The organism is Nocardiopsis yanglingensis, from assembly GCF_045809185.1.
GTDB lineage: Bacteria > Pseudomonadota > Gammaproteobacteria > Xanthomonadales > Xanthomonadaceae > Stenotrophomonas > Stenotrophomonas yanglingensis.
Window position 1 is genome coordinate 210,185 of record NZ_JBJNRH010000002.1, and the last position, 21,890, is coordinate 232,074.

Annotated in this window: 18 protein-coding genes; 14 read left to right on the plus strand and 4 right to left on the minus strand. The window is 66.8% G+C overall.

Annotation, left to right across the window (positions count from 1 at the left end):
* Nucleotides 1–126: 126 nt before the first annotated feature.
* Complete coding sequence (locus ACJ7C5_RS04190) at nucleotides 127–2,091, minus strand: OPT family oligopeptide transporter (RefSeq protein ID WP_125427809.1); 1,965 nt, start codon at nucleotides 2,089–2,091, stop codon at nucleotides 127–129.
* 255 nt (nucleotides 2,092–2,346) lie between these two features.
* On the opposite strand from ACJ7C5_RS04190, the gene ACJ7C5_RS04195 reads away from it, so the two are divergent.
* The gene (locus ACJ7C5_RS04195; protein WP_412703131.1) at nucleotides 2,347–4,101 is read left to right on the plus strand and encodes a peptide MFS transporter; all 1,755 of its coding nucleotides are present in this window, start codon (nucleotides 2,347–2,349) and stop codon (nucleotides 4,099–4,101) included.
* A 56-nt stretch (nucleotides 4,102–4,157) separates the two neighbouring features.
* Here the strand turns inward: ACJ7C5_RS04195 and ACJ7C5_RS04200 are convergent, their stop codons facing one another.
* Together ACJ7C5_RS04200 and ACJ7C5_RS04205 are read right to left on the minus strand one after the other, a co-directional pair.
* The gene (locus ACJ7C5_RS04200; RefSeq protein WP_412703132.1) at nucleotides 4,158–6,143 is read right to left on the minus strand and encodes an alpha/beta hydrolase family protein; all 1,986 of its coding nucleotides are present in this window, start codon (nucleotides 6,141–6,143) and stop codon (nucleotides 4,158–4,160) included.
* Between the two features lie 164 nt (nucleotides 6,144–6,307).
* Nucleotides 6,308–6,943, minus strand: coding sequence for a LysE/ArgO family amino acid transporter (locus tag ACJ7C5_RS04205; RefSeq protein WP_005408523.1), 636 nt, complete (start codon nucleotides 6,941–6,943; stop codon nucleotides 6,308–6,310).
* Between the two features lie 137 nt (nucleotides 6,944–7,080).
* On the opposite strand from ACJ7C5_RS04205, the gene ACJ7C5_RS04210 reads away from it, so the two are divergent.
* The 13 genes from ACJ7C5_RS04210 to ACJ7C5_RS04270 all read left to right on the plus strand — a co-directional run bounded on the left by ACJ7C5_RS04210 (nucleotide 7,081) and on the right by ACJ7C5_RS04270 (nucleotide 21,464).
* A complete protein-coding gene (locus tag ACJ7C5_RS04210; RefSeq protein ID WP_006424060.1) occupies nucleotides 7,081–7,986 on the plus strand; it encodes a LysR family transcriptional regulator ArgP in 906 nt (301 codons plus the stop codon).
* A 169-nt stretch (nucleotides 7,987–8,155) separates the two neighbouring features.
* Complete coding sequence (locus ACJ7C5_RS04215) at nucleotides 8,156–8,602, plus strand: GNAT family N-acetyltransferase (RefSeq protein WP_412703133.1); 447 nt, start codon at nucleotides 8,156–8,158, stop codon at nucleotides 8,600–8,602.
* 182 nt (nucleotides 8,603–8,784) lie between these two features.
* Nucleotides 8,785–10,485, plus strand: coding sequence for a malate dehydrogenase (quinone) (gene mqo / locus ACJ7C5_RS04220; RefSeq protein ID WP_412703134.1), 1,701 nt, complete (start codon nucleotides 8,785–8,787; stop codon nucleotides 10,483–10,485).
* Nucleotides 10,486–10,842: 357 nt separating this feature from the next.
* Nucleotides 10,843–13,035 carry a TonB-dependent siderophore receptor gene (locus ACJ7C5_RS04225; protein WP_412703135.1) on the plus strand — a complete coding sequence of 731 codons (2,193 nt, stop codon included), beginning with the start codon at nucleotides 10,843–10,845 and terminating at the stop codon, nucleotides 13,033–13,035.
* Nucleotides 13,036–13,224: 189 nt separating this feature from the next.
* Entirely contained in the window at nucleotides 13,225–14,868 is a 1,644-nt protein-coding gene (gene mdcA, locus ACJ7C5_RS04230; RefSeq protein WP_412703136.1) for a malonate decarboxylase subunit alpha, read from the plus strand.
* Between the two features lie 10 nt (nucleotides 14,869–14,878).
* Nucleotides 14,879–15,199: a malonate decarboxylase acyl carrier protein gene (gene mdcC / locus ACJ7C5_RS04235; protein WP_412703137.1), complete on the plus strand. Its 321-nt coding sequence runs from the start codon at nucleotides 14,879–14,881 to the stop codon at nucleotides 15,197–15,199.
* Complete coding sequence (locus ACJ7C5_RS04240) at nucleotides 15,196–16,104, plus strand: biotin-independent malonate decarboxylase subunit beta (protein ID WP_412703138.1); 909 nt, start codon at nucleotides 15,196–15,198, stop codon at nucleotides 16,102–16,104. The genes mdcC and ACJ7C5_RS04240 overlap by 4 nt, the downstream gene beginning before the upstream one ends.
* Nucleotides 16,101–16,811 (plus strand): biotin-independent malonate decarboxylase subunit gamma, encoded by a 711-nt coding sequence (gene mdcE / locus ACJ7C5_RS04245; protein WP_412703139.1) that lies wholly within the window; start codon nucleotides 16,101–16,103, stop codon nucleotides 16,809–16,811. Before ACJ7C5_RS04240 ends, mdcE begins: the two co-directional genes overlap by 4 nt.
* A complete protein-coding gene (mdcG, locus tag ACJ7C5_RS04250) occupies nucleotides 16,804–17,445 on the plus strand; it encodes a malonate decarboxylase holo-[acyl-carrier-protein] synthase (protein WP_412703140.1) in 642 nt (213 codons plus the stop codon). The genes mdcE and mdcG overlap by 8 nt, the downstream gene beginning before the upstream one ends.
* The gene (gene mdcB / locus ACJ7C5_RS04255; protein ID WP_412703141.1) at nucleotides 17,442–18,299 is read left to right on the plus strand and encodes a triphosphoribosyl-dephospho-CoA synthase MdcB; all 858 of its coding nucleotides are present in this window, start codon (nucleotides 17,442–17,444) and stop codon (nucleotides 18,297–18,299) included. The genes mdcG and mdcB overlap by 4 nt, the downstream gene beginning before the upstream one ends.
* A complete protein-coding gene (mdcH, locus tag ACJ7C5_RS04260; RefSeq protein ID WP_412703142.1) occupies nucleotides 18,296–19,216 on the plus strand; it encodes a malonate decarboxylase subunit epsilon in 921 nt (306 codons plus the stop codon). The genes mdcB and mdcH overlap by 4 nt, the downstream gene beginning before the upstream one ends.
* Nucleotides 19,217–19,320: 104 nt before the next feature.
* Nucleotides 19,321–20,688, plus strand: a complete 1,368-nt coding sequence (locus ACJ7C5_RS04265; RefSeq protein WP_412703143.1) for an SLC13 family permease — start codon at nucleotides 19,321–19,323, stop codon at nucleotides 20,686–20,688.
* 56 nt (nucleotides 20,689–20,744) lie between these two features.
* Complete coding sequence (locus tag ACJ7C5_RS04270; RefSeq protein WP_094002421.1) at nucleotides 20,745–21,464, plus strand: GntR family transcriptional regulator; 720 nt, start codon at nucleotides 20,745–20,747, stop codon at nucleotides 21,462–21,464.
* A gap of 92 nt (nucleotides 21,465–21,556) precedes the next feature.
* On the opposite strand, the gene ACJ7C5_RS04275 is transcribed toward ACJ7C5_RS04270, so the two are convergent.
* Nucleotides 21,557–21,877: a hypothetical protein gene (locus tag ACJ7C5_RS04275; protein ID WP_412703144.1), complete on the minus strand. Its 321-nt coding sequence runs from the start codon at nucleotides 21,875–21,877 to the stop codon at nucleotides 21,557–21,559.
* Between the last annotated feature and the right edge of the window lie 13 nt (nucleotides 21,878–21,890).

Here is a 21,890-nt window from a genome sequence, read left to right on the forward strand (position 1 = left end):
GGGGGGGGGGGGGTGTGGGGTGGGGGGGGGGGGGGGGGGGGGTGTGGGGGGGGGGGGCCCCCCCCCCCCCCCCCCACTACCGGGTCAGAGCCCTTCCCTGCGGGAAGGGATCCGACCCCATGGCCCTTACGCCACGGCGCGCTTGCCGGTGCGGTAGATCAGCCAACCGACCAGGAACAGCACGGCCAGGCCGATCCACTGTGCGCCCGGCAGGTGGAACGGCACGGCCAGCACGTCGGCACGGCTGCTGACCACGATCGGAATCGCGATGGCGATGCCCATCAGCGCCTCGCCGGTGATCAGACCGGCGGCGAACAGCACGCCCGGCTTGTGCACGCGGTCGCGGCCTTCTTCGTCATCGGCGCGCACCTTGTGGAAGCGCTCGACCAGGTGAGCGATCAGGCCACCGAGGAAGATCGGCACCATCAGTTCCAGCGGCAGGTAGATACCGATGGCGGCGGCCAGGACCGGCACGCGGAAGCGGGCGTTGCGCGACTTCAACCAGCTGTCGAAGGCGATGATGGCGGCACCGACCACGGCACCGATGCCGATGAAGGTCCACGGCAGCTCACCACCGAACAGGCCCTTGGCCACCGAGGCCATCAGGTTGGCCTGCGGTGCAGCCAGCGCGTTCGGGTGCAGCTCGGACTTCACGCCGATGCCGTAGGCGGTGGCCAGCAGGTTCAGCACCGGGGCCATGATCAGCGCGCACGAGAACGCACCGATGCCCAGCATCAGCTGCTGCTTCCACGGGGTGGCGCCGACGATGTAGCCGGCCTTGAGGTCCTGCAGGTTGTCACCACCGACTGCGGCAGCGCAGCACACCACCGCACCGATCATGATCGCGGCCACCGCACCCAGCGGCGCACCGCCGGCACCGACCGGCTTGAGGCCATCAGCGCCCAGCAGCACCACCAGCACGGCCGAGGCGAACAGGATGGTGGAGATGGTGATGCCCGAGACCGGGTTGTTGGACGAACCGATCAGGCCAGCCAGGTAGGCCGAGACCGACACGAACAGGAAGCCGGCGACGATCATGATGATGGTCATCGGGATCGAAACGTGCCACTGGCCGACGATGGCCTGATACAGGGCCAGCAGCGGCAGCACGAAGACCACCAGGGCCACCAGCATCCACTTCATCGGCAGGTCCCGTTCGGTGTGCGCCAGCACCGGACCACCGCTCTTGCGGGCGGCGGCAAAGCCGCTCTTGACGCCGTTGAGCAGCGACTTGCGCAGCGAGATCAGGGTCCAGATGCCGCCGATCAGCATCGCGCCGACACCCAGGTAACGCATCTTCGCGCCCCAGATGGCGAACGCCGCTTCGGTGGAGGAAGCAGCGGCAACCGACGCGGCCAGCGCCGGATCGGTGTTCATGAAGAACGCCTGGTAGATCGGGATGGCGATGTGCCAGGTCAGGATCGAGCCGGACACCACCACGATGCCGACGTTGAGGCCGACGATGTAGCCCACGCCCAGCAGTGCCGGCGACAGATTGGTGCCGATGAAGGCGGTGACCTTGGAGCTGCCGACGTAGGCCGAGGTGGCCCAGGCGTCCGGGATCAGGCGCATGCCGCTTTCCGCGGCCAGCTTGACGAAGGCACCGATCACCGCCGACAGGCCGAGGATTTTCAGGCCCGGGCCCGGGTTCTCACCGGCCTTGAGCACTTCGGCCGCAGCCTTGCCTTCCGGGAACGGAAGCGGGTCTTCAACGATCATCGAACGGCGCAGCGGCACCGAGAACAGCACGCCCAGCAGGCCGCCGAGACCGGCGATGCCCAGCACCCACCAGTACTTGAAGTCCGGCCAGTAGCCCATGATCACCAGCGCCGGGATGGTGAAGATCACACCAGCAGCGATGGACGAACCGGCCGAAGCGCCGGTCTGCACGATGTTGTTTTCAAGGATGGAGCCACCGCCCAGCAGGCGCAGCACGCCCATGGAAATCACCGCGGCGGGAATGGCGGTGGCGATGGTCAGGCCTGCGAACAGACCGAGGTAGGCGTTTGCGGCCGACAGCACCACCGCCAGCACGATGGCCAGGGCCACTGCGCGGAAGGTGAGCTGCTTGGGCGCAGCGTCGTGGTTCATGGAAGCCCCTGCTGGCAAAAAATCCCGATCACGCTAGCGTTCAGGGGGCGGCAAGTCCAGTGCGCATGGTCACCGCCGGACATGGCCCAACGCCCTCCCCGACCCGCTCGGCAACGCCAACCGGCCGATCCGGCAAGGCCAGGCAACACCTGCCGCAAAAAGGGGACGGAGGGGATTAAGTCGCATTTGTCATAAGCGCCGTGATCCGGCCCTTCCCCTTCTATAATCGCGCCCTTTCCGCTGTCCCCGCCGTCGATGACCGTTGCCGCTACCGCCTCCGACGACTTCCTGGGCCATCCCAAGGGCGTCTACGTCTGCTTCTTCACCGAAATGTGGGAGCGCTTCTCCTTCTACGGCATGAAGGCGCTGCTGCTGCTGTACCTGACCAAGTACCACCTGTTCGGCGACAAGGCCGGCCTGGACCTGCTCGGCGCCTATGGCGGCCTGGTGTACTGCATCCCGGTGTTCGGCGGCATGCTGGCCGACCGCTGGCTGGGCATGCGCCGGGCGGTGCTGTTCGGCGGCATCCTGCTGGTGCTCGGCCATCTGGGCATGGCCTTCGAAGGCCACGCGGCGTACCGGGTGAACGGCGAAGTGGTGCGCGATACCTCGGCACTGGCGGTGACCTACCTGTCGCTGGCACTGATCATCATGGGCGTCGGCTTCCTCAAGCCGAACATCTCCACCATCGTCGGCAAGCTGTACGCCAAGGACGATCCGCGTCGCGATTCGGGCTTCTCGCTGTTCTACGCCGGCATCAACCTCGGTGCGCTGTTCTCTTCGCTGGTGTGCGGCTTCCTCGGCGAGGCCTATGGCTGGAAGTACGGTTTCGGTGCAGCCGGTATCGGCATGCTGGCCGGCCTGGCGATGTTCCTGTGGGGCCAGAAATACCTGCAGGGCCATGCCGAACCACCGCAGCCGGCTGCGCTGAAGCAGAAGGTGCTGGGCCTGCCCCGCGAATGGCTCATCTATCTGTGCGCGGTGCTCGGTGTGCTGCCGGTCGCGTGGCTGATGTGGGCGGCCGGCAACGGCGCGTTCGCGCTGGGCGGTGAAATCAGCCTGGCGCTGATGCTGATGCTGGTGGTGCTGGGCGGCGTGCTGGTCTGGTTCGCCTGGTTCACCGGCAGCAAGTGCACGCCGGTACAGCGCCAGCAGATGATCGCGCTGATGGTGCTGATCTTCATGGCGCTGGTGTTCTTCACGATGTACGAGCAGTCGTACGGCTCGTGGGTGACCTTCACCGACCGCCTGCTGACCAAGGACATCGTGCCCTCGCTGGTGATCACCGGCGGTACGCCGCTGCCGTGGTCGATCATCTCGCTGCTGCTGGCGCCGCTGGGCTTCGTGGTCAGCGCGCGCCTGTCCGAACGGCGCCCCGGCTCGACCGCACCGCGTGCGTTCTTCATCGGCATCGTTGCGCTGATGCTGGTGCTGCTGGTGCGCGACTGCCTGGTGATTCCGCAGACCGCCGGATCGCTGACCTACCTCGGCGGCCTGTTCCTGGTGCTGCTGGCGCCGGCCTTCGCCGCACTGTGGACGTGGATGGACCGCCGCGGCTGGGAACCGGGCAAGCCGGTGAAGTCGGCCTGGGGTCTGGTGATCGGCGCGCTGTCGTTCGTGCCGCTGGCATTGGCCGCACAGCAGGTGGGCGCCACCGGCGAGATGGCCAGCGTGTGGTGGCTGGTGCTGGCCTACTTCCTGCTGGCCAGCGGCGAGATGTGCCTGTCGCCGGTCGGCCTGTCGGCGGTGACCCAGCTGGCCGTGCCACGGGTGATGAGCCTGATGATGGGCACCTGGTTCCTGGCCACCGCATTCTCGGAAACGCTGGCCGCGCTGTTCGGCAAGCTGGCCGCGATCGAGGTGCCGGAAGGCGAATCGCTGGACATGGTGGCCGCGGCCGGTGCCTATGCGCACCTGTTCTGGCTGCTGATGTGGATCGGCCTGGGCTGTGCGCTGGCCGCCTTCATCGCCGCGCCGCTGCTGAAGAAGATGATGCACGGGGTGAAATAAATCCCGCGCGTACGGAAAACCAGGGCGGCGGAACGATCATCCGCCGCCCTGTCAGCTCAGGGCGCCTTGTCCTTGCCGGCCGCCGGCGCGGTCGTCGCGGTCTTGCCGCCGAGGCTGCGCGCCAGGAACGCCAGCAGCTTGTCGTAGTACTCGCGGCGATGGGCTTCGGTGTAGAAGCCGTGGCCTTCGGTCTTGTAGTACAGGCTTTCCACCGGCGTGCCGGCGCGCTTGAGTGCCGCTTCCATGCGCTCAGTGTGCAGGATCGGGGCGCGCTTGTCTTCGCCACCGGCTGCCAGGAACACCGGCACCTTGATCTGATCGGCCAGGTTGACCGGCGAGACCGCAGCCAGCTTGGCCGGATCACCCAGCCACTCGCGCAGGTAAGTCATGCCCGCCGCGCGGTCCTGGATGTCACCGCGGTTGAACATCAACGGCAAGTCATACACCCCGACATAGCCGGCCGCGCACTGGTACAGGCCCGGCTCGCGCGCGGCGCCCATCAGCGCCGAATAAGCACCGTAGCTGGCGCCATAGATGCAGATGCGGTCCTTGTTGGCGATACCCTGCGCAATAGCCCAGCGGGTGGCATCAGTAACATCGTCCTGCATCGCCTTGCCCCACTGCTGCGCCGCCACCTGCTCGTGCCTGCGCCCGTAGTTGCCCGAGCCGCGGAAGTTGACCTGCAGTACGGCATAGCCGGCGGCGGCGAACATCTGCGATTCGCGGTCATACCTGCCGTCATCGAAAACGCCGATCGGCCCTCCATGCGGCAGGATCACTGTTGACAGGCCCTTGCCGTCACTGCCATGCGGCAGGGTCAGGAAGCCATGCAGGCTGAGCCCGTCACGCGCGTTGAAGGCCACCGGCCTGACCACCGCCGCCTTGTCCGGATTGATCCATTCGCTGCGGCTGACCAGGTAATTGACGTTGCGCTTTTCGGTGTCGTACAGGTAGAAATCGCCCGGGTTCGAGCCGGACCACACCTGCACCAGCGCCAATCTGCCATCCCGGGTACTGGAGGTGATGTAGATCGTCTGGCCCGGGAACGCGGCTTCAAGGGCACGGTAGCGACGCGCTTCCACCGCGGTCTCGTCGAAGAACCGCGTGCGCGGCACATCCCCAAGGTAAAGCGCGCCAACCGGGATCGACGTGCCGGCACGGTAGATGATGCGATTGGGGTCGACCACCGGGTCCTGGGCCAGCAACTTGCGTTCGCCGGTGACCGGGTCCCAGCTGATGAGGGTATCCGGCCCCTGCTTCTGCTCGCTGCGCAGGATCGCCAGCCGACCGTCTTCTGTGAAGCCGAGGGCGCTTTCAATGCGGCCGCTGACCGTCTCGTCATTCACAAGAACCCACTGCGCACTGCTTGCGGAACGGTAATAGAGCTTCTTTACATTGTCCGCACCCGCACCGTGCGCAAAGCGCACCTCGCCCTTGGCGTCCGTGGTGAAATGCGCGCGGCGCACCGGTGAGAGCGCGATCACTACACGCTTGCCGGTCTGTGTATCCATCCGCTCGGCACGGGTGAACGGATCTTCGGTGAAAGGCGAGACGGCGATGATGACGTTGCGGTCGTCGTCTGGCAGGTCGTCCGTCAGAAAAGCGGCGACGGCCTCCACCTTCTTCGGCTGGATGCGCGTACCGGGTCCCCTGCCCTGCACGCGGTAGCCAACCAGGAGTTCAGCTCTGCCGCCATCGGCGTTCATTGCCATCAGCTCACCGGTCAACGAAGGCTGGTCGCGCTGGCCGAACTTCTCCGCCAGGCCGAATACCACGCGGCTGTCGCTCACCCAACGCACATCGCTGACATGGTTGTTGCGGGGCGGCCGCGTCGTGCTGACCATCTTGTGGTCGGCCGTGCGCAGGATCACCAGCCCGGTGTAGTCCTCGCCAGGCACGGTGGCGGCAAGGTACTCGCCATCAGGCGACAGGATGATGTCGCCGAACATTTCCTGACGAACGTAAGCTTCCAGATCGACGGCCATGGCATTGCCGCACGACACTACGGCCGCCACCATGGCAGCCATCCAACGCTTGCGCATCCTTCCCCCTTCAAGCAGACACCCTGTCCGCCCTGGCGATTCTAGGCAAGCCACCGCCCGCCCCGCCAGTGGCGCACAAAAAACGACGGCACCGTTGCCGGTGCCGTCGTTACCACTACCTTGGAGAGAGAGTCAGGACGTGGGTTCGGGGGGCGTGCGCCGGGTCAGTGGACCCCGCGCACCGCCAACGTAAGGGCCAGGATGCTGAGGATCACGGCGATGGTGCCGTCGAGCACGCGCCAGGTGCTGGGCTTGGTGAACAGCGGCGCCAGCAGGCGCGCGCCGAGGCCCTGCGCGGTCAGCCACAGGCAGCTGGCAGTGACCACGCCAGCGGCGAAGGCCATGCGGGCGTTGCCGAAGTTCTCGGCGATGGAGCCGATCACCATCATGTCCAGCCAGAAGTGCGGATTGATCAGCGAGAAGCCGACCGCGGCCATCAGCACCGCGCGGCGGCTGCCGTCGTCGCTGTCAGCCTCGCCCATGCCACCGCCGCCGGCGATCGCACGGCGTGCCGACTTCATCGCATACCAGGCCAGGAACGCGACACCAGTCCACAGCACGGCGGTGGTCAGCCACGGCAGTGCCGAGGTGAGCGTGCGCAGGCCGGCCACGCTGGCGAAGATGAAGATGGCATCGATGGCCGCGCAGGTGGCGACCACCGGCACGATGTGCTTGCGCAGGATGCCCTGGCGCAGAATGAAGGCGCTCTGGGCCCCGACCACGGCGAACAGGCCGATGCCGGTGGCTGCACCAGAGAACCAGGCACCGAGGCCGGTGCTGGCGGAGATGACCGAGAACATGGGATTCACTGCCTTTACTTGCTTGGGGGACGGTGCCTCGCGAAGGCGGACAGCACCGGAACGAGCGCCATTGTCGCGCCGCAACATGAAAAAGACGAGCTAAACTTCCTAAACCAACATTAGCGGAACTTAATTCGATGCGTATCGACCATGCCCAGCTGCGCGCCTTGGCCGCGGTAATCCGCGAAGGCAGCTTCGACCGCGCCGCGCAGTCGCTGAATGTCACGCCCTCGGCCATCTCGCAGCGGGTCAAGGCACTGGAGGACCGGGTCGGTCGCCTGCTGGTCAAGCGCGGCACCCCGGCCACCGCCACCGCCGAGGGCCAGGTGCTGGTGCAGCTGGCCGAGCAGACCGCCCTGCTCGAGCACGACGCGCTGCACCGGATGGGCCTGGCCGATGAGGACCTGCCGCAGGCCAGCATCCCGGTGGCGGTGAACCATGACAGCCTGGAAACCTGGTTCCCGCAGGCCGCCTCGCAGTTCGCACAGAGCACCGGCACCACCCTGGACCTGCGCGTGGAGGATCAGGACCACACCGTCGAACTGCTGCGCCAGGGCACGGTGCTGGGCGCGGTGACCACACTGGACGAGCCGGTGCAGGGCTGCCAGATCCATGCGCTGGGCAGCATCCGCTATGCCGCCACCTGTACCCCCGAATTCCGCGAGCGCCATTTCGCCAAGGGCGTGACCGCGCAGGCGCTGGCGCAGGCCCCGGTGCTGGTGTTCAACCGCAAGGACGAAATGCAGTCGCGCTTTGCCCGGCGCATGGCCGGCGACGACCTGCCCAGCACCGCGCCGACCTGGTGGATTCCCTCCACCCGCGCCTTCGTGCAGGCCAACCTGGGCGGCATGGGCTGGACCATGAACCCATTGCCGCTGGTCAAACGGCACCTGGACGCCGGCCGCCTGGTCTACGTACGCCAGCGCGCGTGGGAAGACGTGCCGCTGTACTGGCAGCACTGGAAGGGCGACGTGCAGACCATGGCCCTGCTGACCCGCGCGGTGCTGGATGCTTCCTCCGCGCTGATCCGGCGCAAGCGTTGAAAAGGGGACGGAGGGGATTAAGTCGTTTAAGGCCCAAACGACATACGGGGCAAAGACGACTTAATCCCCTCCGTCCCCTTTTTGCTCCATCGGATCTCCATCAACCCTACACACCGGGTCCATGCGCGATGCGGATACTGGTCGGCCGATCACTGCAAGGATGCCCTGCATGCCTGTATTCGTCCGCGATGCGCGCCCCGAAGATGCCGCCGCCTGCATCGACCTGCGCGGACGCACCCGCCAGAACGCCTTCAGTGCCGCCCAGCTGGCGGAGCTGGGCATCACGCCGGAAAGCTGGGCGGCCGGCATCGCCCACGGCGATTCGATCGGCCGCGTCGCCTGGGAGGGTGAGCGCATGGTCGGCTACTGCTTCGCCGACCACGACAGCGGCGAGGTGCTGGTGCTGGCGCTGCTGCCGGAGTACGAGGGCCGCGGCATCGGCCGCCAGCTGCTGCAGGAAGTGGTCAGCCTGACCCGCGATGCCGGCCACCGGCGCCTGTTCCTGGCCTGCTCGGCCGACCCGCGTTCGCGCTCGCACGGCTTCTACCGCCGCCTGGGCTGGCGTCCGACCGGCGAGATCGATGAGGCCGGTGACGAGATCCTCGAGCTGGTCTGAGCCGGGCGTGGCCCGGCGCTTCGCGTGACGGTGCCGCGAAACGTCGGATGCTGCGTTGCATCAAAAACGGACCGGATCCGGTTAGAATCGCGGATGGATGCTGCAAGGCGTTGTTTCTTCACGCCCTTTCCCTGCTTCATGCGCATCCTGACATCCTCCCCTCCGCCAACGATCCCGCCCCCATGAAGAAATTTGGCAAGGCCCTGCTCGCCCTGCTCGTGCTGCTGTTGCTGGCCGCCGCGCTGTTCCTGTACTGGCCGCTGACCCAGCGTTCGGTGCCCGCCGCCAGCAACGACAAGCCCGTCGATGTTGTGCTGGTCGGCGCCGGCATCATGAGCATCACCCTGGCCACCTACCTGCAGGAACTGCAGCCGGACTGGAACATCCAGGTCTACGAACGCCTCGACGGCGTCGCCGGCGAAAGCTCCGACGGCTGGAACAACGCCGGCACCGGCCATTCGGCGTTCGCCGAACTGAACTACACCCCGGAACTGCCCGACGGCAGCATCGAGACCAAGCGCGCGGTCGGCATCGCCGAATCGTTCGAGGTCTCGCGCCAGTTCTGGTCGCACCAGGTGAAGGAAGGCCGGCTGAGCCAGCCCAGCGACTTCATCAACCCGACCCCGCACATGAGCTTCGTCTGGGGCGATGACAACATCGCCTACCTGCACAAGCGCCAGCAGGCCCTGGTGAAGAACCCGCTGTTCTACGGCATGCAGTACTCCGAGGATCCGGCACAGATCAAGCAGTGGGCACCGCTGCTGATGGAAGGCCGTGACCCGAAGCAGAAGGTCGCCGCGACCTGGATGCCGCTCGGTACCGACGTCAACTTCGGTGTGATCACCCGCCAGCTGACCACCGGCCTGCAGCGCAGCCCGAACTTCAGCCTGCACCTGAACCACGAAGTGAGCGCGCTGCGGCAGAACGCCGACAAGAGCTGGAACGTGACGGTGAAGGACCTCAAGGCCGGTACCGAGTCCACCACCCACGCACGCTTCGTGTTCATCGGTGCCGGCGGCGCCGCGCTGAAGCTGCTGCAGATGTCCGGCATTCCGGAATCGAAGGACTACGCCGGCTTCCCGGTCGGCGGCCAGTTCCTCGCTTTCCAGGGCCAGGACGTGACCTCGCGCCATGGCGTGAAGGCCTACGGCATGGCCGAAACCGGTTCGCCGCCGATGTCGGTGCCGCACCTGGATGCGCGCAAGCTGGATGGCAAGCCGGTGGTCCTGTTCGGGCCATTCGCGCTGTACAGCACCAAGTTCCTCAAGCACGGCTCGTGGTGGGACCTGTACTCGTCGGTGAACCACAACAACGTCGGCCCGATGCTGGAAGTGGGCAAGGACAACCTGGACCTGGTGCAGTACCTGATGGGCCAGGCGCGCCTGAACGATGCCGACCGCCAGGCCGAGCTGGTCAAGTACTTCCCCAATGCCAAGCCGGGTGACTGGAAGCTGGTCACCGCCGGCCAGCGCGTGCAGATCATCAAGCGTGATCCGCTGAAGGGCCCGGTGCTGCAGTTCGGTACCGAGATCGTGACCGACAAGGACCACACCATCGCCGCCCTGCTCGGCGCCTCGCCGGGTGCGTCGACCTCGCCGCCGATCATGCTGGACCTGATGGCCAAGGCCTTCCCGGACCAGATGAAGGCGGGCTGGGAAACCCGCCTGCGCGAGATCGTGCCGTCGTACGGGCGCAAGCTCAACGACAGCGCCGCGCTGGTCAACGAGATCCGTACGCTGACCAGCCAGACCCTGCGCCTGCCGTACCTGGAGGTGCCGGTGGACGCGAACGCGGCGGCGCCGGCCCCGGCGGTCGCGCCGGCAGCGGTGCCGGCACCAGCCAAGGAAAAGCGCAACGCCAACGAGGAACTGCAGGCGCTGTAAGCCTGGCAGATTCCCTGCAGCAGACACGGACGGCCACCTTCGGGTGGCCGTCCGTGTCTGCAGGGCTGCGGGCCGGATCCCTCCCGCACGGGACGGCTCTGACCCGCGCTTGGGCACCGATGATGGGGTCAGCGCCCATTGCCTACGGCAACGGGATCCGCCCCCGGCCCGCCACTGCTCTGCGCCGGAAAGCCTATGCACGATGACGCGAATTGTAATGTTGTTAAGAATTATTTACATTTGCGTCCTGCGCAGTGACCGCGCCCTTCCCAGATGGACCTGCTGTGCCCGAAGCCGCCGCCCCGGGTGCTGGACGACTGTTGCCGCCCTTCCCCGCTTCCAAGCCTCGAGCCCACCATGTCCCTGCCCCTCCGTAACCGCCTGCCCCGCCGCGCGCTACTGCCGGCTGCCCTGCTTTCGTCTCTGACCCTGCTGGCCGCGCCCAGCGCGTTTGCCGCCGCCGATGGCGCTGCCGATGCCAAGACCCTGGACCGGGTGAGCGTGCGCGCCGAGCAGTCAGCGCCGCCGGCCAGCACCACCCGTCTGCCGATCACGCTGCAGGAAACCCCGCAGTCGGCCACCGCGATCAGCCTGAAGCGCCTGCAGGACGAATCGCTGTTCAGCATCAACGATGTGATGCGCAACGTGACCGGCGTCAGCGTGTCCTTCTATGACACCCAGCGCCCGCTGTACTACGCACGCGGCTTCGCCATCACCGACTTCCAGGTCGATGGCATTCCCACCTACAGCGGCTCCACCAACCAGGAATACGACACCGCCTTCTACGACCGTATCGAAGTGATCCGCGGTGCCAACGGCCTGCTCAGCGGCGCCGGCGTGCCCTCGGCCACGGTCAACCTGTTGCGCAAGCGCCCGGGCAAGGAATTCGATGCGTCGTTCGCAGTCAGCGCCGGCAGCTGGGATTACCGCCGGATGGAAGCCGACGTGACCGCACCGCTGACCGCCGACGGCCGCTTCCGCAGCCGTGTGGTCGCCGCCTACACCGATCGTGGCCTGTACTACGACCGTTACGACGAGAACAAGATGGCCGGCATGGCGGTGCTGGAAGGCGACGTCACCGACAGCACCACGATCACCCTCGGTTACCAGAGCCAGGACAACAACCCCACCGGCTCTACCTGGGGCACCGTGCCGTTCTTCGACAACCAGGGCAACTTCGCGCACCTGCCGCGTTCGACCAACCTGTCGCCGAAGTGGAGCTACTGGAAGCGCGAGAGCAATACCGCCTTCGCCAACCTGGAACAGCGCTTCGGTGACAACTGGCTGCTGAAGATCAACACCGCCTACACCCGTGGCAACGTGCAGAACGTGCGCCTGTACGGCACCGGCAACCCGGACCCGGTGACCGGCTCGGGCATCTACCTGCGTGCCGCCGCCGGTGATTCAAAAGACACCCGCCGCAATGTCGATGCCTACCTGACCGGCAGTTTCGATCTGTTCGGCCGCGACCACGATGTCACCCTCGGTGCGCAGTGGTCGGATCTTGAAGGCACCACCAACACCCTGGCACTGAACTTCCCGAACGACTGGGCACGCTGCGGCGGCGAGCGCTGCTACTACATTCCCAACGTGTACAACTGGAACGGCGACATCTCCGAGGTGACCTACCGCCGCACCGGCGCGCGCCGCGTGGCCAAGACCACGCAGAGTGGCATCTACCTGGCCACCCGCCTGCGCCTGGCCGATCCGCTGTCACTGATTGCCGGTGCACGCCTGAGCCGCTGGGAAACCCTCAGCCGCTCGTACAACGCCGCAGGCGCCTACACCGGAACCAGCGGTGCGTACAAGGTGAGCGATGAAGTCACTCCCTACGTGGGCCTGGTCTACGACATCACCCCGAACGTGTCGGCCTATGCCAGCTACACCGAGATCTTCAACCCGCAGAACTTCAAGGACCGCAACGAGAACCTGCTGGCACCGGTGCAGGGCTCGAACCTGGAAGCAGGCATCAAGACCCAGTGGCTGGACGGCCGCCTGACCGCCAATGCCGCCGTGTTCGAGGCCAAGCAGGACAACTACGCCGTGCGCGACATGGGCGTGCCGGAAGGTTCACTGAGCGATGGCACCTCCGCCTACATCGGCGTCAACGGCACCAAGGCGCGCGGCTGGGAGATGGACGTCAACGGCGAGATCCTGCCGGGCTGGACGGTCAATGCCGGCTACACCCACGTCAAGGTGACCCGCGCCGCCACCGATCTTTTGTACGCCAACCCGCCGAAGGATCTGCTGCAGCTCAACACGCAGCTGCAGCTGCGCGGTGCGCTGGAACGCCTCAGCGTTGGCGGTGGCGTGCAGTGGCAGAGCAAGGTGCAGGGCTACAACATCGCCTATCCGCTGGGCGGCACGGTCACCGTGAACCAGCCGGCCTACATGCTGGTGCAGTTCAACGCCAACTACCGCATCAGCGACAACTGGACCGCAACGCTGAGCGTGCGCAACGCACTGGACAAGACCTACTGGGCCAACCTGGACTACAACAACTTCGGCGAGCCGCGCTTCGTGTCGGCCAGCCTGCGCTGGAAGTTCTGAGCGACCCGCGACCCGGTGGGTGCCTGGTGGGTGCCGACCGTTGGTCGGCACGCCCTCCGCCACGACCCACGGTCGTGGCCTATCTGAATGGGCCCGCCTCCGCGCGGGCCCTTTCATTTGCTGCACCGCGGGTTGCACACCCATCGTAATTATGCCGTAATTATTTCAACGCCAATCGGAAGCCGGTCGATGAACCCGAGCTGGGATACGTTGGAACGCAGCCGCCAGGCACGTCTGGAGCGTGCTTCGCCCTGGGCACGCGGCCATGAGGTCGCCGCCGCCGACGTCGGCGAACTGCTGCACGCACTGCTGGAGCCGGGCGACAAGGTCTGCCTGGAAGGCAACAACCAGAAGCAGGCCGACTTCCTCGCCCAGTGCCTGGCCGACCTCGATCCCGCGCGGGTGCATGACCTGCACATGGTGCAGTCGGTGCTGTCGCTGCCCTCGCACTTGGATGTATTCGAACGCGGCATCGCCTCGAAACTGGACTTCTCCTTCTCCGGCCCGCAATCGGTGCGGCTGGCCAACCTGGTGGCCGAAGGGCGCATCCAGATCGGTGCCATCCACACCTACCTGGAACTGTTCGGCCGCTACTTCATCGACCTGACCCCGCGCGTGGCCCTGGTCGCAGCACAGGCCGCAGATCGGCACGGCAACCTGTACACCGGGCCAAATACCGAAGACACCCCGGTGATCGTCGAGGCCACCGCGTTCGGTGGTGGCATCGTCATCGCCCAGGTCAACGAGATCGTCGATACCCTCCCCCGCGTCGATATCCCCGCTGACTGGGTCAACTTCGTGGTGCAGGCGCCGAAGCCGAACCACATCGAACCGCTGTTCACCCGCGATCCGGCACAGATCTCCGAGATCCAGGTGCTGATGGCGATGATGGCGATCAAGGGCATCTACGCCGAGTACGGCGTGAACCGCCTCAACCATGGCATCGGCTTCGACACCGCCGCCATCGAGCTGCTGCTGCCGACCTACGCCGAATCGCTCGGCTTGAAGGGAAAAATCTGCCAGCACTGGGCGTTGAACCCACACCCGGCACTGATTCCGGCAATCGAATCGGGCTTCGTCAAATCGGTGCATTCGTTCGGTTCGGAACTGGGCATGGAAAAGTACATCGCCGCGCGAGGCGATGTGTTCTTCACCGGTGCCGATGGCTCGATGCGCTCCAACCGCGCGTTCTCGCAAACCGCCGGTCTGTATGCCTGCGACATGTTCATTGGTTCCACCCTGCAGATCGACCTGCAGGGCAACAGCTCCACCGCCACCCGCGACCGCATCGCCGGCTTCGGAGGCGCACCGAACATGGGCTCCGATGCACGTGGCCGCCGCCATGCCAGCGACGCCTGGATCAAGGCCGGCCAGCAGGCCGCGCGCCCCGGTGAGATGCCGCGTGGCCGCAAGCTGGTGGTGCAGATGGTGGAAACCTTCCGCGAGCACATGGCACCGGCCTTCGTCGAACGCCTGGATGCCTGGGAACTGGCCGAACGCGCGGACATGCCGCTGCCGCCGGTGATGATCTACGGCGACGACGTCAGCCATGTGCTGACCGAGGAAGGCATCGCCAACCTGCTTTTGTGCCGCACCCCTGAGGAGCGCGAACAGGCGATCCGCGGCGTGGCCGGCTATACCGCCGTGGGCATGGGGCGCGACCGCGCGATGGTGGAGAACCTGCGCGACCGCGGCGTGATCCGCCGCCCGGATGACCTCGGCATCTCCGTGCGCGATGCCAGCCGTGACCTGCTTGCGGCGCGTTCGGTGAAGGACCTGGTGCGCTGGTCCGGCGGCCTGTACGACCCGCCCAAGCGCTTCCGCAACTGGTAAGGGGCTGAGCATGGAAACCCTCGACTATCGATTCGAAGGACACACGGCGGTGCAGTTTCCGCGCGATGCAGTACTGGTCGGCGTGCTGGCCTCGGGCAACCTGGAAGTCCTTCTGGAACCGGCCGCGCTGGACGGCGCGATGACGGTACGCATCATCACCGCCGCGCAGGGCTTTGGCCGCGTCTGGGAGGCGGTGATCGGCGATTTCGCGCGGCGCCATCCGCTGCGCGATGTACGCATCTCGATCAACGACGCCGGTGCGACCCCGGCGGTGGTCAGCCTGCGCCTGGACCAGGCGGTGGAAACCCTGCTGGCCGGAGGCACGCCATGAGCCACGTACAGCGCCACAGCTACTACGAAGCCGATGCACGCGAGCGCATCGCCGGGCTGATCGACGCCGGCTCGTTCCGCGAATTCCTCGGCCCAGCGCAACGGATGATGAGCCCGCATCTGGCGCAGCTGGACCAGCCGGCGGCGTTCGACGACGGCATCGTCGTCGGTGAAGCCACGCTGCGCGGCAAGCGCGTGCTGCTGGCCGCGCAGCAGGGTGAATTCATGGGCGGCGGCGTCGGCGAAGTGCACGGTGCAAAGCTGACCGGCCTGCTGCGCCGTGCGGCGGCGACCCGGCCCGACGGCGTGTTGCTGCTGCTCGATACCGGCGGTGTACGCCTGCACGAGGCCAACGCGGGATTGATTGCCATTTCCGAGATCATGCGCGCCACCCTGGACGCGCGTGCAGCGGGCGTGCCGGTGATCGCGCTGATCGGCAGCGGCAACGGCGCATTCGGCGGCATGGGTATCGTTGCTCGTTGCTGCAGCACGGTGATCATGTCCGAGGAAGGCCGGCTGTCGCTGTCCGGACCAGAGGTGATCGAAACCGTACGCGGCGTGGAAGAGTTCGATTCCCGTGATCGTGCGCTGGTCTGGCGCGTAACGGGAGGCAAGCACCGCTACCTGATCGATCAGGCACAGGTGCTGGTACCGGATGCCATCGAGGCGTTCGCGCAGGCAGCATTCGATGCACTACAGCCGGACACGGCCAGCACCGATACCGATGCGGCATTGAGTGCGCTGCAGGCCCGCCATGTCGCGTTGAAGGCACGCGCGCAGGCCTGGAGCGATTGCCGCGATGGCCTGGAGATCTGGGCGCGGCTGGGCATTCCCCACCCCGAACGACTGCCACTGCTCGACACCGATGATTTCCTCATCGCCACCGCCGACCGGAGTCTGCCATGAGCATGCCGTTGCAGACACTGCTCGATGCCCTGTTTCCGCATGGGCATGCCATTGCGGTGAACGATTCGGTGCTGACCGGCAGCGCCACCACCGAGGATGGCGAGGTGACCGTGATCGGTACCGCCGACAAACTCGAAGTCGGCGTGGACCACGCAATGGCGCTGGCCGAAACCGTGCTGGCCAGCACCGCCGCGCATCCGCAACGACCGATCGTGATGCTGGTCGACACCGCAGGCCAACGCCTGGCACGCCGTGACGAACTGCTTGGCATCAACGGCTGCTTCGCGCACCTGGCGCAGACGCTGGATCTGGCACGCAGACGCGGTGCGCGGCTGGTGACCCTGGTCTATGGCGAATCGGTCAGCGGCGGCTTCCTGTCGTTCGGCTTGATGGCCGACCACATCCACGCGCTGCCCGATGCGCAGGTGCGGGTAATGGACCTGCGCGCGATGGCAAGGGTGACCAAGCAGCCGCTGGAGAAACTGCAGGCGCTGAGTCTGACCTCACCGGTGTTCGCGCCGGGCGTGGAGAACTACGTAGCGATGGGTGCGGTGAACTCGATCTGGAACGGCAACCTGGCCGCCCACCTCCTGCAGGCGCTGCGCACGCCCGCCGAAGGCGACCGCCGCGCCGTGCGCGGAGCCGAACGTGGCGGTCGCATGCTGGCCGCACGCGTGGCTGCAGCCGTGAGCCAGGGCGATGCCTGAGCGGCTGCCCCGCCATACGCTGGTCTGGTTGTCGGCGCGCGCCGGCTGGCAGGCGGACATCGCTGCGCATGAGCTGCGCCTGGCCAACTGGTTTGCGCAGGGTCTGCCGGCCATCGTTGCGCGTCGTGCCGTTGACGATGCCGATCCCCGCCTGCGCCTCGGCGTGCCGCTGCCACCCGCCGAGGGCAAACTGCGCCTGGCCCTGCGCGTGCCGCTGCAGGAAGTACTGCGGACCGAGGCGCCGCCAACACTGCAGGCGGCGCTTGAAGGCAACCTGCCGGAGGAATGGCGACACCCGCTGCAGGCACTGCAGGCCATCGCCCCGGCACGTGTATTCGGTGCGTTTGCCTGGCAGCTGCTCAGCCATCTGCCCTACGTGCATGCGCGTTCGGACATCGACCTGCTGTGGCAGGCCGACGGCGCAGCGCAGGCCGACAGGCTGGTCGCGAGCCTGCAGGCATGGGAATCCGAGTACGGCCGTCGCGTCGATGGCGAACTGTGCCTGGCCGACGGCGGCGCCGTGAACTGGCGCGAGTATGCCGGGCGCAGTCGCGAGATGCTGGTCAAGCGCGCCGACGGCGCTGCACTGGAACTGCGCGATGCATTGTTCAACGCCGCCGGGGCAACCGCATGAACGCTGTCGTGCGCAGCGCTGCCCACCCCCATTCGGCCGCGGACAGCGCGCGCCTGGGCCGCCTGGCCGTCGCCAGCCTGCATGCGGAACTGGCACTGGCACCCAAGCCCGGGCTGGTCACACCCTTCAACCGCGGCAGCCATCACGACATGGACGCCGGCACGTTCCTGCGCAGCCTGTTCGCGCTGCGCCACTATTTCGCTGCCGTGGCACACCTCGGTGCCGCCGGGGCGGACTTCGGTGCCCTGCGCCGACGTGGCATCGCCGCCGAAGCCGCGATGCTGCGCGCGACCGCCGGGATCAATACCCATCGTGGCGCGATCTTCAGCCTCGGCCTGCTGGTAGCGGCCGCCGCGGCCTGCCGCTCCCGCCTGGGCCATGCCGCCACGGGTGAGCAGGTCTGCCTGGAGGTACGTCGTTGGGCTGCGGATTTCGCGCACGCGCCACTGGATGCAGGCAGCCCCGGCCAGCGCGCGCGCGCCCTGCACAAGGTGCCAGGCGTGCGCGAACAGGCCGCTGCCGGTTACCCGCTGTTGCGCGAGGTGGCGCTGCCCAGCCTGCGCCACGCGCTGGCCAGTGGCCTGCCACGCGAAGCCGCGATGTGCCACACGCTGATGCAGCTGGTCGCACACACCGACGACCTCAACCTGCTGCATCGCGGTGGTGCGGAAGGCCTGCGCTGGGCGCGGCAGCAGGCCCACCGCTTCCTGGCCGAAGGTGGTGCTTTTGCGCACGATTGGCAGCCACGCCTGCAGCACATTGCCGATGCCTTCGTTGCGCGTCACCTGAGCCCCGGCGGCAGCGCCGACCTGCTTGCCTGCAGCCTGTTCCTGTTGCAGCAGGAGGGCGCATGAGCCTTGCCCTGCTCTGCCCCGGACAAGGCGCACAGCATCCGGCGATGTTCGATCGCGTGCGCGACCTTGCTGCCGCGCGGCCGGTGCTCGATGCCACGGGCGAACTGCTGGGGCGCGATGTATTCGCCGCCGCGGCGGCCGACGACCGTTTCGACAATGTGCAGGCCCAGCCCTTGCTGTGCGCGGCCAGCCTGGCGCATTGGCAGGGCCTGCGCGACGTCTTGCCAACACCGGCGGTGATCGCGGGCTACAGCATCGGCGAGCTCGCCGCACATGCCATCGCCGGCAGCTTCGACACCACCACCTGCCTGGCACTGTCCGCGCAGCGCGCACGGCTGATGGATGCCGCCAGCCCCGATGACGCCGGGCTCCAGGCAGTGCTGGGACTGGACCGCATTGCCGCGCAGCGCTTGTGCGATACGCATGGTGTCTTCATCGCGATCGCCAATGGCCACGACCACTTCATCGTAGGCGGCGCACGGCCGTCGCTGCACGCGTTGGCGCTAGACGTGCAGGCGTGCGGCGCGGAAATCCGTCCCTTGCCGGTCCATGTGCCCGCGCACACGCCGCTGCTGGCCAGCGCAGTGGCACCGTTTGCCGCCGCACTGGACGCTGCGCAGGTGCAGGCGCCGCGGCTGCCACTGCTGGCCGGCGTCGATGCCCGCCCAGTGCGGGATCGCGCTGCAGTGGTGCACACGCTGTCGGCGCAGCTGGCACAGACCATCGAATGGGCGCAGGTGATGCGCCAGGCCTTCGAGCGTGGCGCGCGGGTGTTCCTGCAGCTGGGCCCGGGCAACGCCTTGGCGCGCATGGTCGCGCCGGCCTATCCGTGCTGCGAAGTACGCGCGGTGGAAGAGTTCCAGAGCCTTGAAGGCGCCGCGGCATGGGTCCGCAGCGCGCTGGAGCGGCTGCAGTAACGGGTTCGAGCAGTACGTATCACGCACCACGCAGTACGTCGCCTTACCCCGGGATGGCGGGTCTCCATCCGCGCTGTACGTGAGTCACTTGTCTGGGAGGGCGCATGAGTCCACAAATCGCAACGATCATCGGTCTGGTGATCATGTTCATCGTCGCCACGGCGATGCCGATCAACATGGGTGCGGTCGCCTTCGCGCTGGCCTTCATCATCGGCGGGCTGTGGGTCGACATGGGTGGCAAGGAGGTCCTGGCCGGCTTTCCCGGCGATCTGTTCCTGACCCTGGTCGGCATCACCTACCTGTTCGCCATCGCGCAGAAGAACGGCACCATCGACCTGCTGGTGCACTGGGCAGTGAAAGCGGTGCGCGGCCATATCGTGGCCATTCCGTGGGTGATGTTCGTGATTACCGCGGTGCTGACCGCCTTCGGAGCGCTCGGCCCGGCAGCGGTGGCCATCATCGGCCCGGTCGCGCTGCGCTTTGCCAAGCAGTACAACATCAACCCGCTGATGATGGGCCTGCTGGTCATCCATGGCGCACAGGCGGGCGGCTTCTCGCCGATCAGCGTGTACGGCAGCATCACCAACGGCGTGGTGCAGAAGGCCGGGCTGGAAGTGACCGAGATGGCGGTGTTCCTGACCAGTCTGGGCTTCAACTTCATGATGGCGACGATCTGCTTCTTCGCCTTCGGTGGCATCGCCCTGCTGCGTCGTGGTTCGATCACCGCGACGGGAACAGTCGGCAACGCGGAGCTGGCGATGGCCGGTGGCCCGCAGGCGTCATCGCGCCAGTTCGCGATCGAAGGCCACGGCGCGCTGGTTGCCGCTGGCGGTGGCACCCTGTCCAATGATCCGGTGGCACTGGATGCGGTGAACCTGACCCGCGAACGGTTGTTCACCCTGATCGGTCTGCTTGGCCTGGGCGTGGCCGCGCTGATCTACAACCTCAATGTCGGTCTGGTGTCGATCACGGTGGCGGTGGCACTGGCGCTGCTGTCGCCGCAAAGCCAGAAGGGTGCGGTCGATGGAATCAGCTGGTCCACCGTACTGCTGATCTGCGGCGTGGTGACCTACATCGGCGTGCTGGAACATGCCGGTGCGGTGGACTTCATCGGTAATGGTGTCTCCGACATCGGCATCCCGCTGCTGGGCGCACTGCTGGTCTGCTACGTGGGCGGCATCGTCTCTGCATTCGCCTCATCGGCAGCGGTACTCGGCGCGACGATTCCACTGGCCGTGCCATTCCTGATGCAGGGCCACCTCAGCGCGGCCGGCGTGATCTGCGCGCTGGCGGTGTCATCCACCATCGTCGATGTCAGCCCGTTCTCCACCAATGGCGCGCTGGTGGTGGCTTCGGCCGCGAAGGAAGAGCGCGAGACGCTGTTCCGTCGTTTCCTGGTGTACAGCGGCCTGGTGGTGGCCCTGGGGCCGTTGTTGGCCTGGCTGGTGTTCGTGGTGCCGGGCTGGATGTAACCGCCGAACGGTCGTGCCGGCCACTGGTCGGCACGACCTGGCGTTACACTCTGCGCATGGCTATTGCCCCTGCCCCGCGGTCACCGAAGAAGCGCGCACCTCTGTACGAAGAGGTGGCCGAACACGTGCGCGAGCGCATCTACGACTACCGGCTGCCGCCGGGTGAGTGGATCGACGAGCCCGCGCTCTGCGAAGAACTGGGCATCAGTCGCACGCCGCTGCGCGAGGCGCTGAAGCTGCTGGCTGCCGAAGGCCTGGTGCAGATCGATGCGGGCCGTGGCAGCAGAGTCACGCGACTGACGCTGGAAGACCTCAACCAGCTGTTCCCGGTGATGGCGATGCTGGAAGGCCGCTGCGCGCACGAGGCGGTCAGGCACATCGACGATGCCGGCGTTCAGCAGCTGGAAGAACTGCATGCAGCGATGGAAACCGCGGCGGCCGAGGGCAACATCGCCGAGTATTACCGCAACAACTACCTGATCCACGAAACCGTGCAGCACTACGCGGGCAATCCGTGGCTGATCCGTATCACCCACGACCTGCATCGCATCCTGAAGATGCATCGTGGCCGCCAGCTGTTGACGCCGGGCCGCACCGCGCAGTCGCTGGCCGAACACCGCGAGCTGATGGAATGCTTCCGCCGCCGCGACGCGCAGGCTGCCGAACGCACCATGGAACGCCATCTGCTCAGCCAGGGCCAGGCACTGGCCGCCTATGTGGCGGCGGGCGGCCTGCTGAACGTGCCGGCACCGTTGCCGACCGAAGGCGGCGGCTGAGCTGTTGAGGTTGCCGGCCAGCGGCCGGCACTACCCAGCCGAGGTCGCGCCCTGGTAGTGCCGGCCGCTGGCCGGCATCCAGAAGCGTCTCATCAATCGCCGCAGCTGCCGCCGTCACCGCCACCGCCATCACTGCTGCAGTCGGAGCTGCTGTAGCTGTGATGGCTGTGGTTGTCACCGGAATAGTCAACGGAGGTGTCATGGCTTGCGCCGCCCTCCCCCCGGCTGCCCGAGCCATCGGCCGTGGCCACCGCCATGCACAGGATCGCGCCGACCAGCGGCAGCAGCCAGATCAGCAGCAGCTGCACCGCCCGGCCCCCGGACGACAGGCCATCGCGCCTGACGATCACCACGGTAGCCACCACGTTCAGGCCCAGCACCAGCAGGACCAGCAGAAGGGCAACGATCAGCATTCGGCAACTCCGT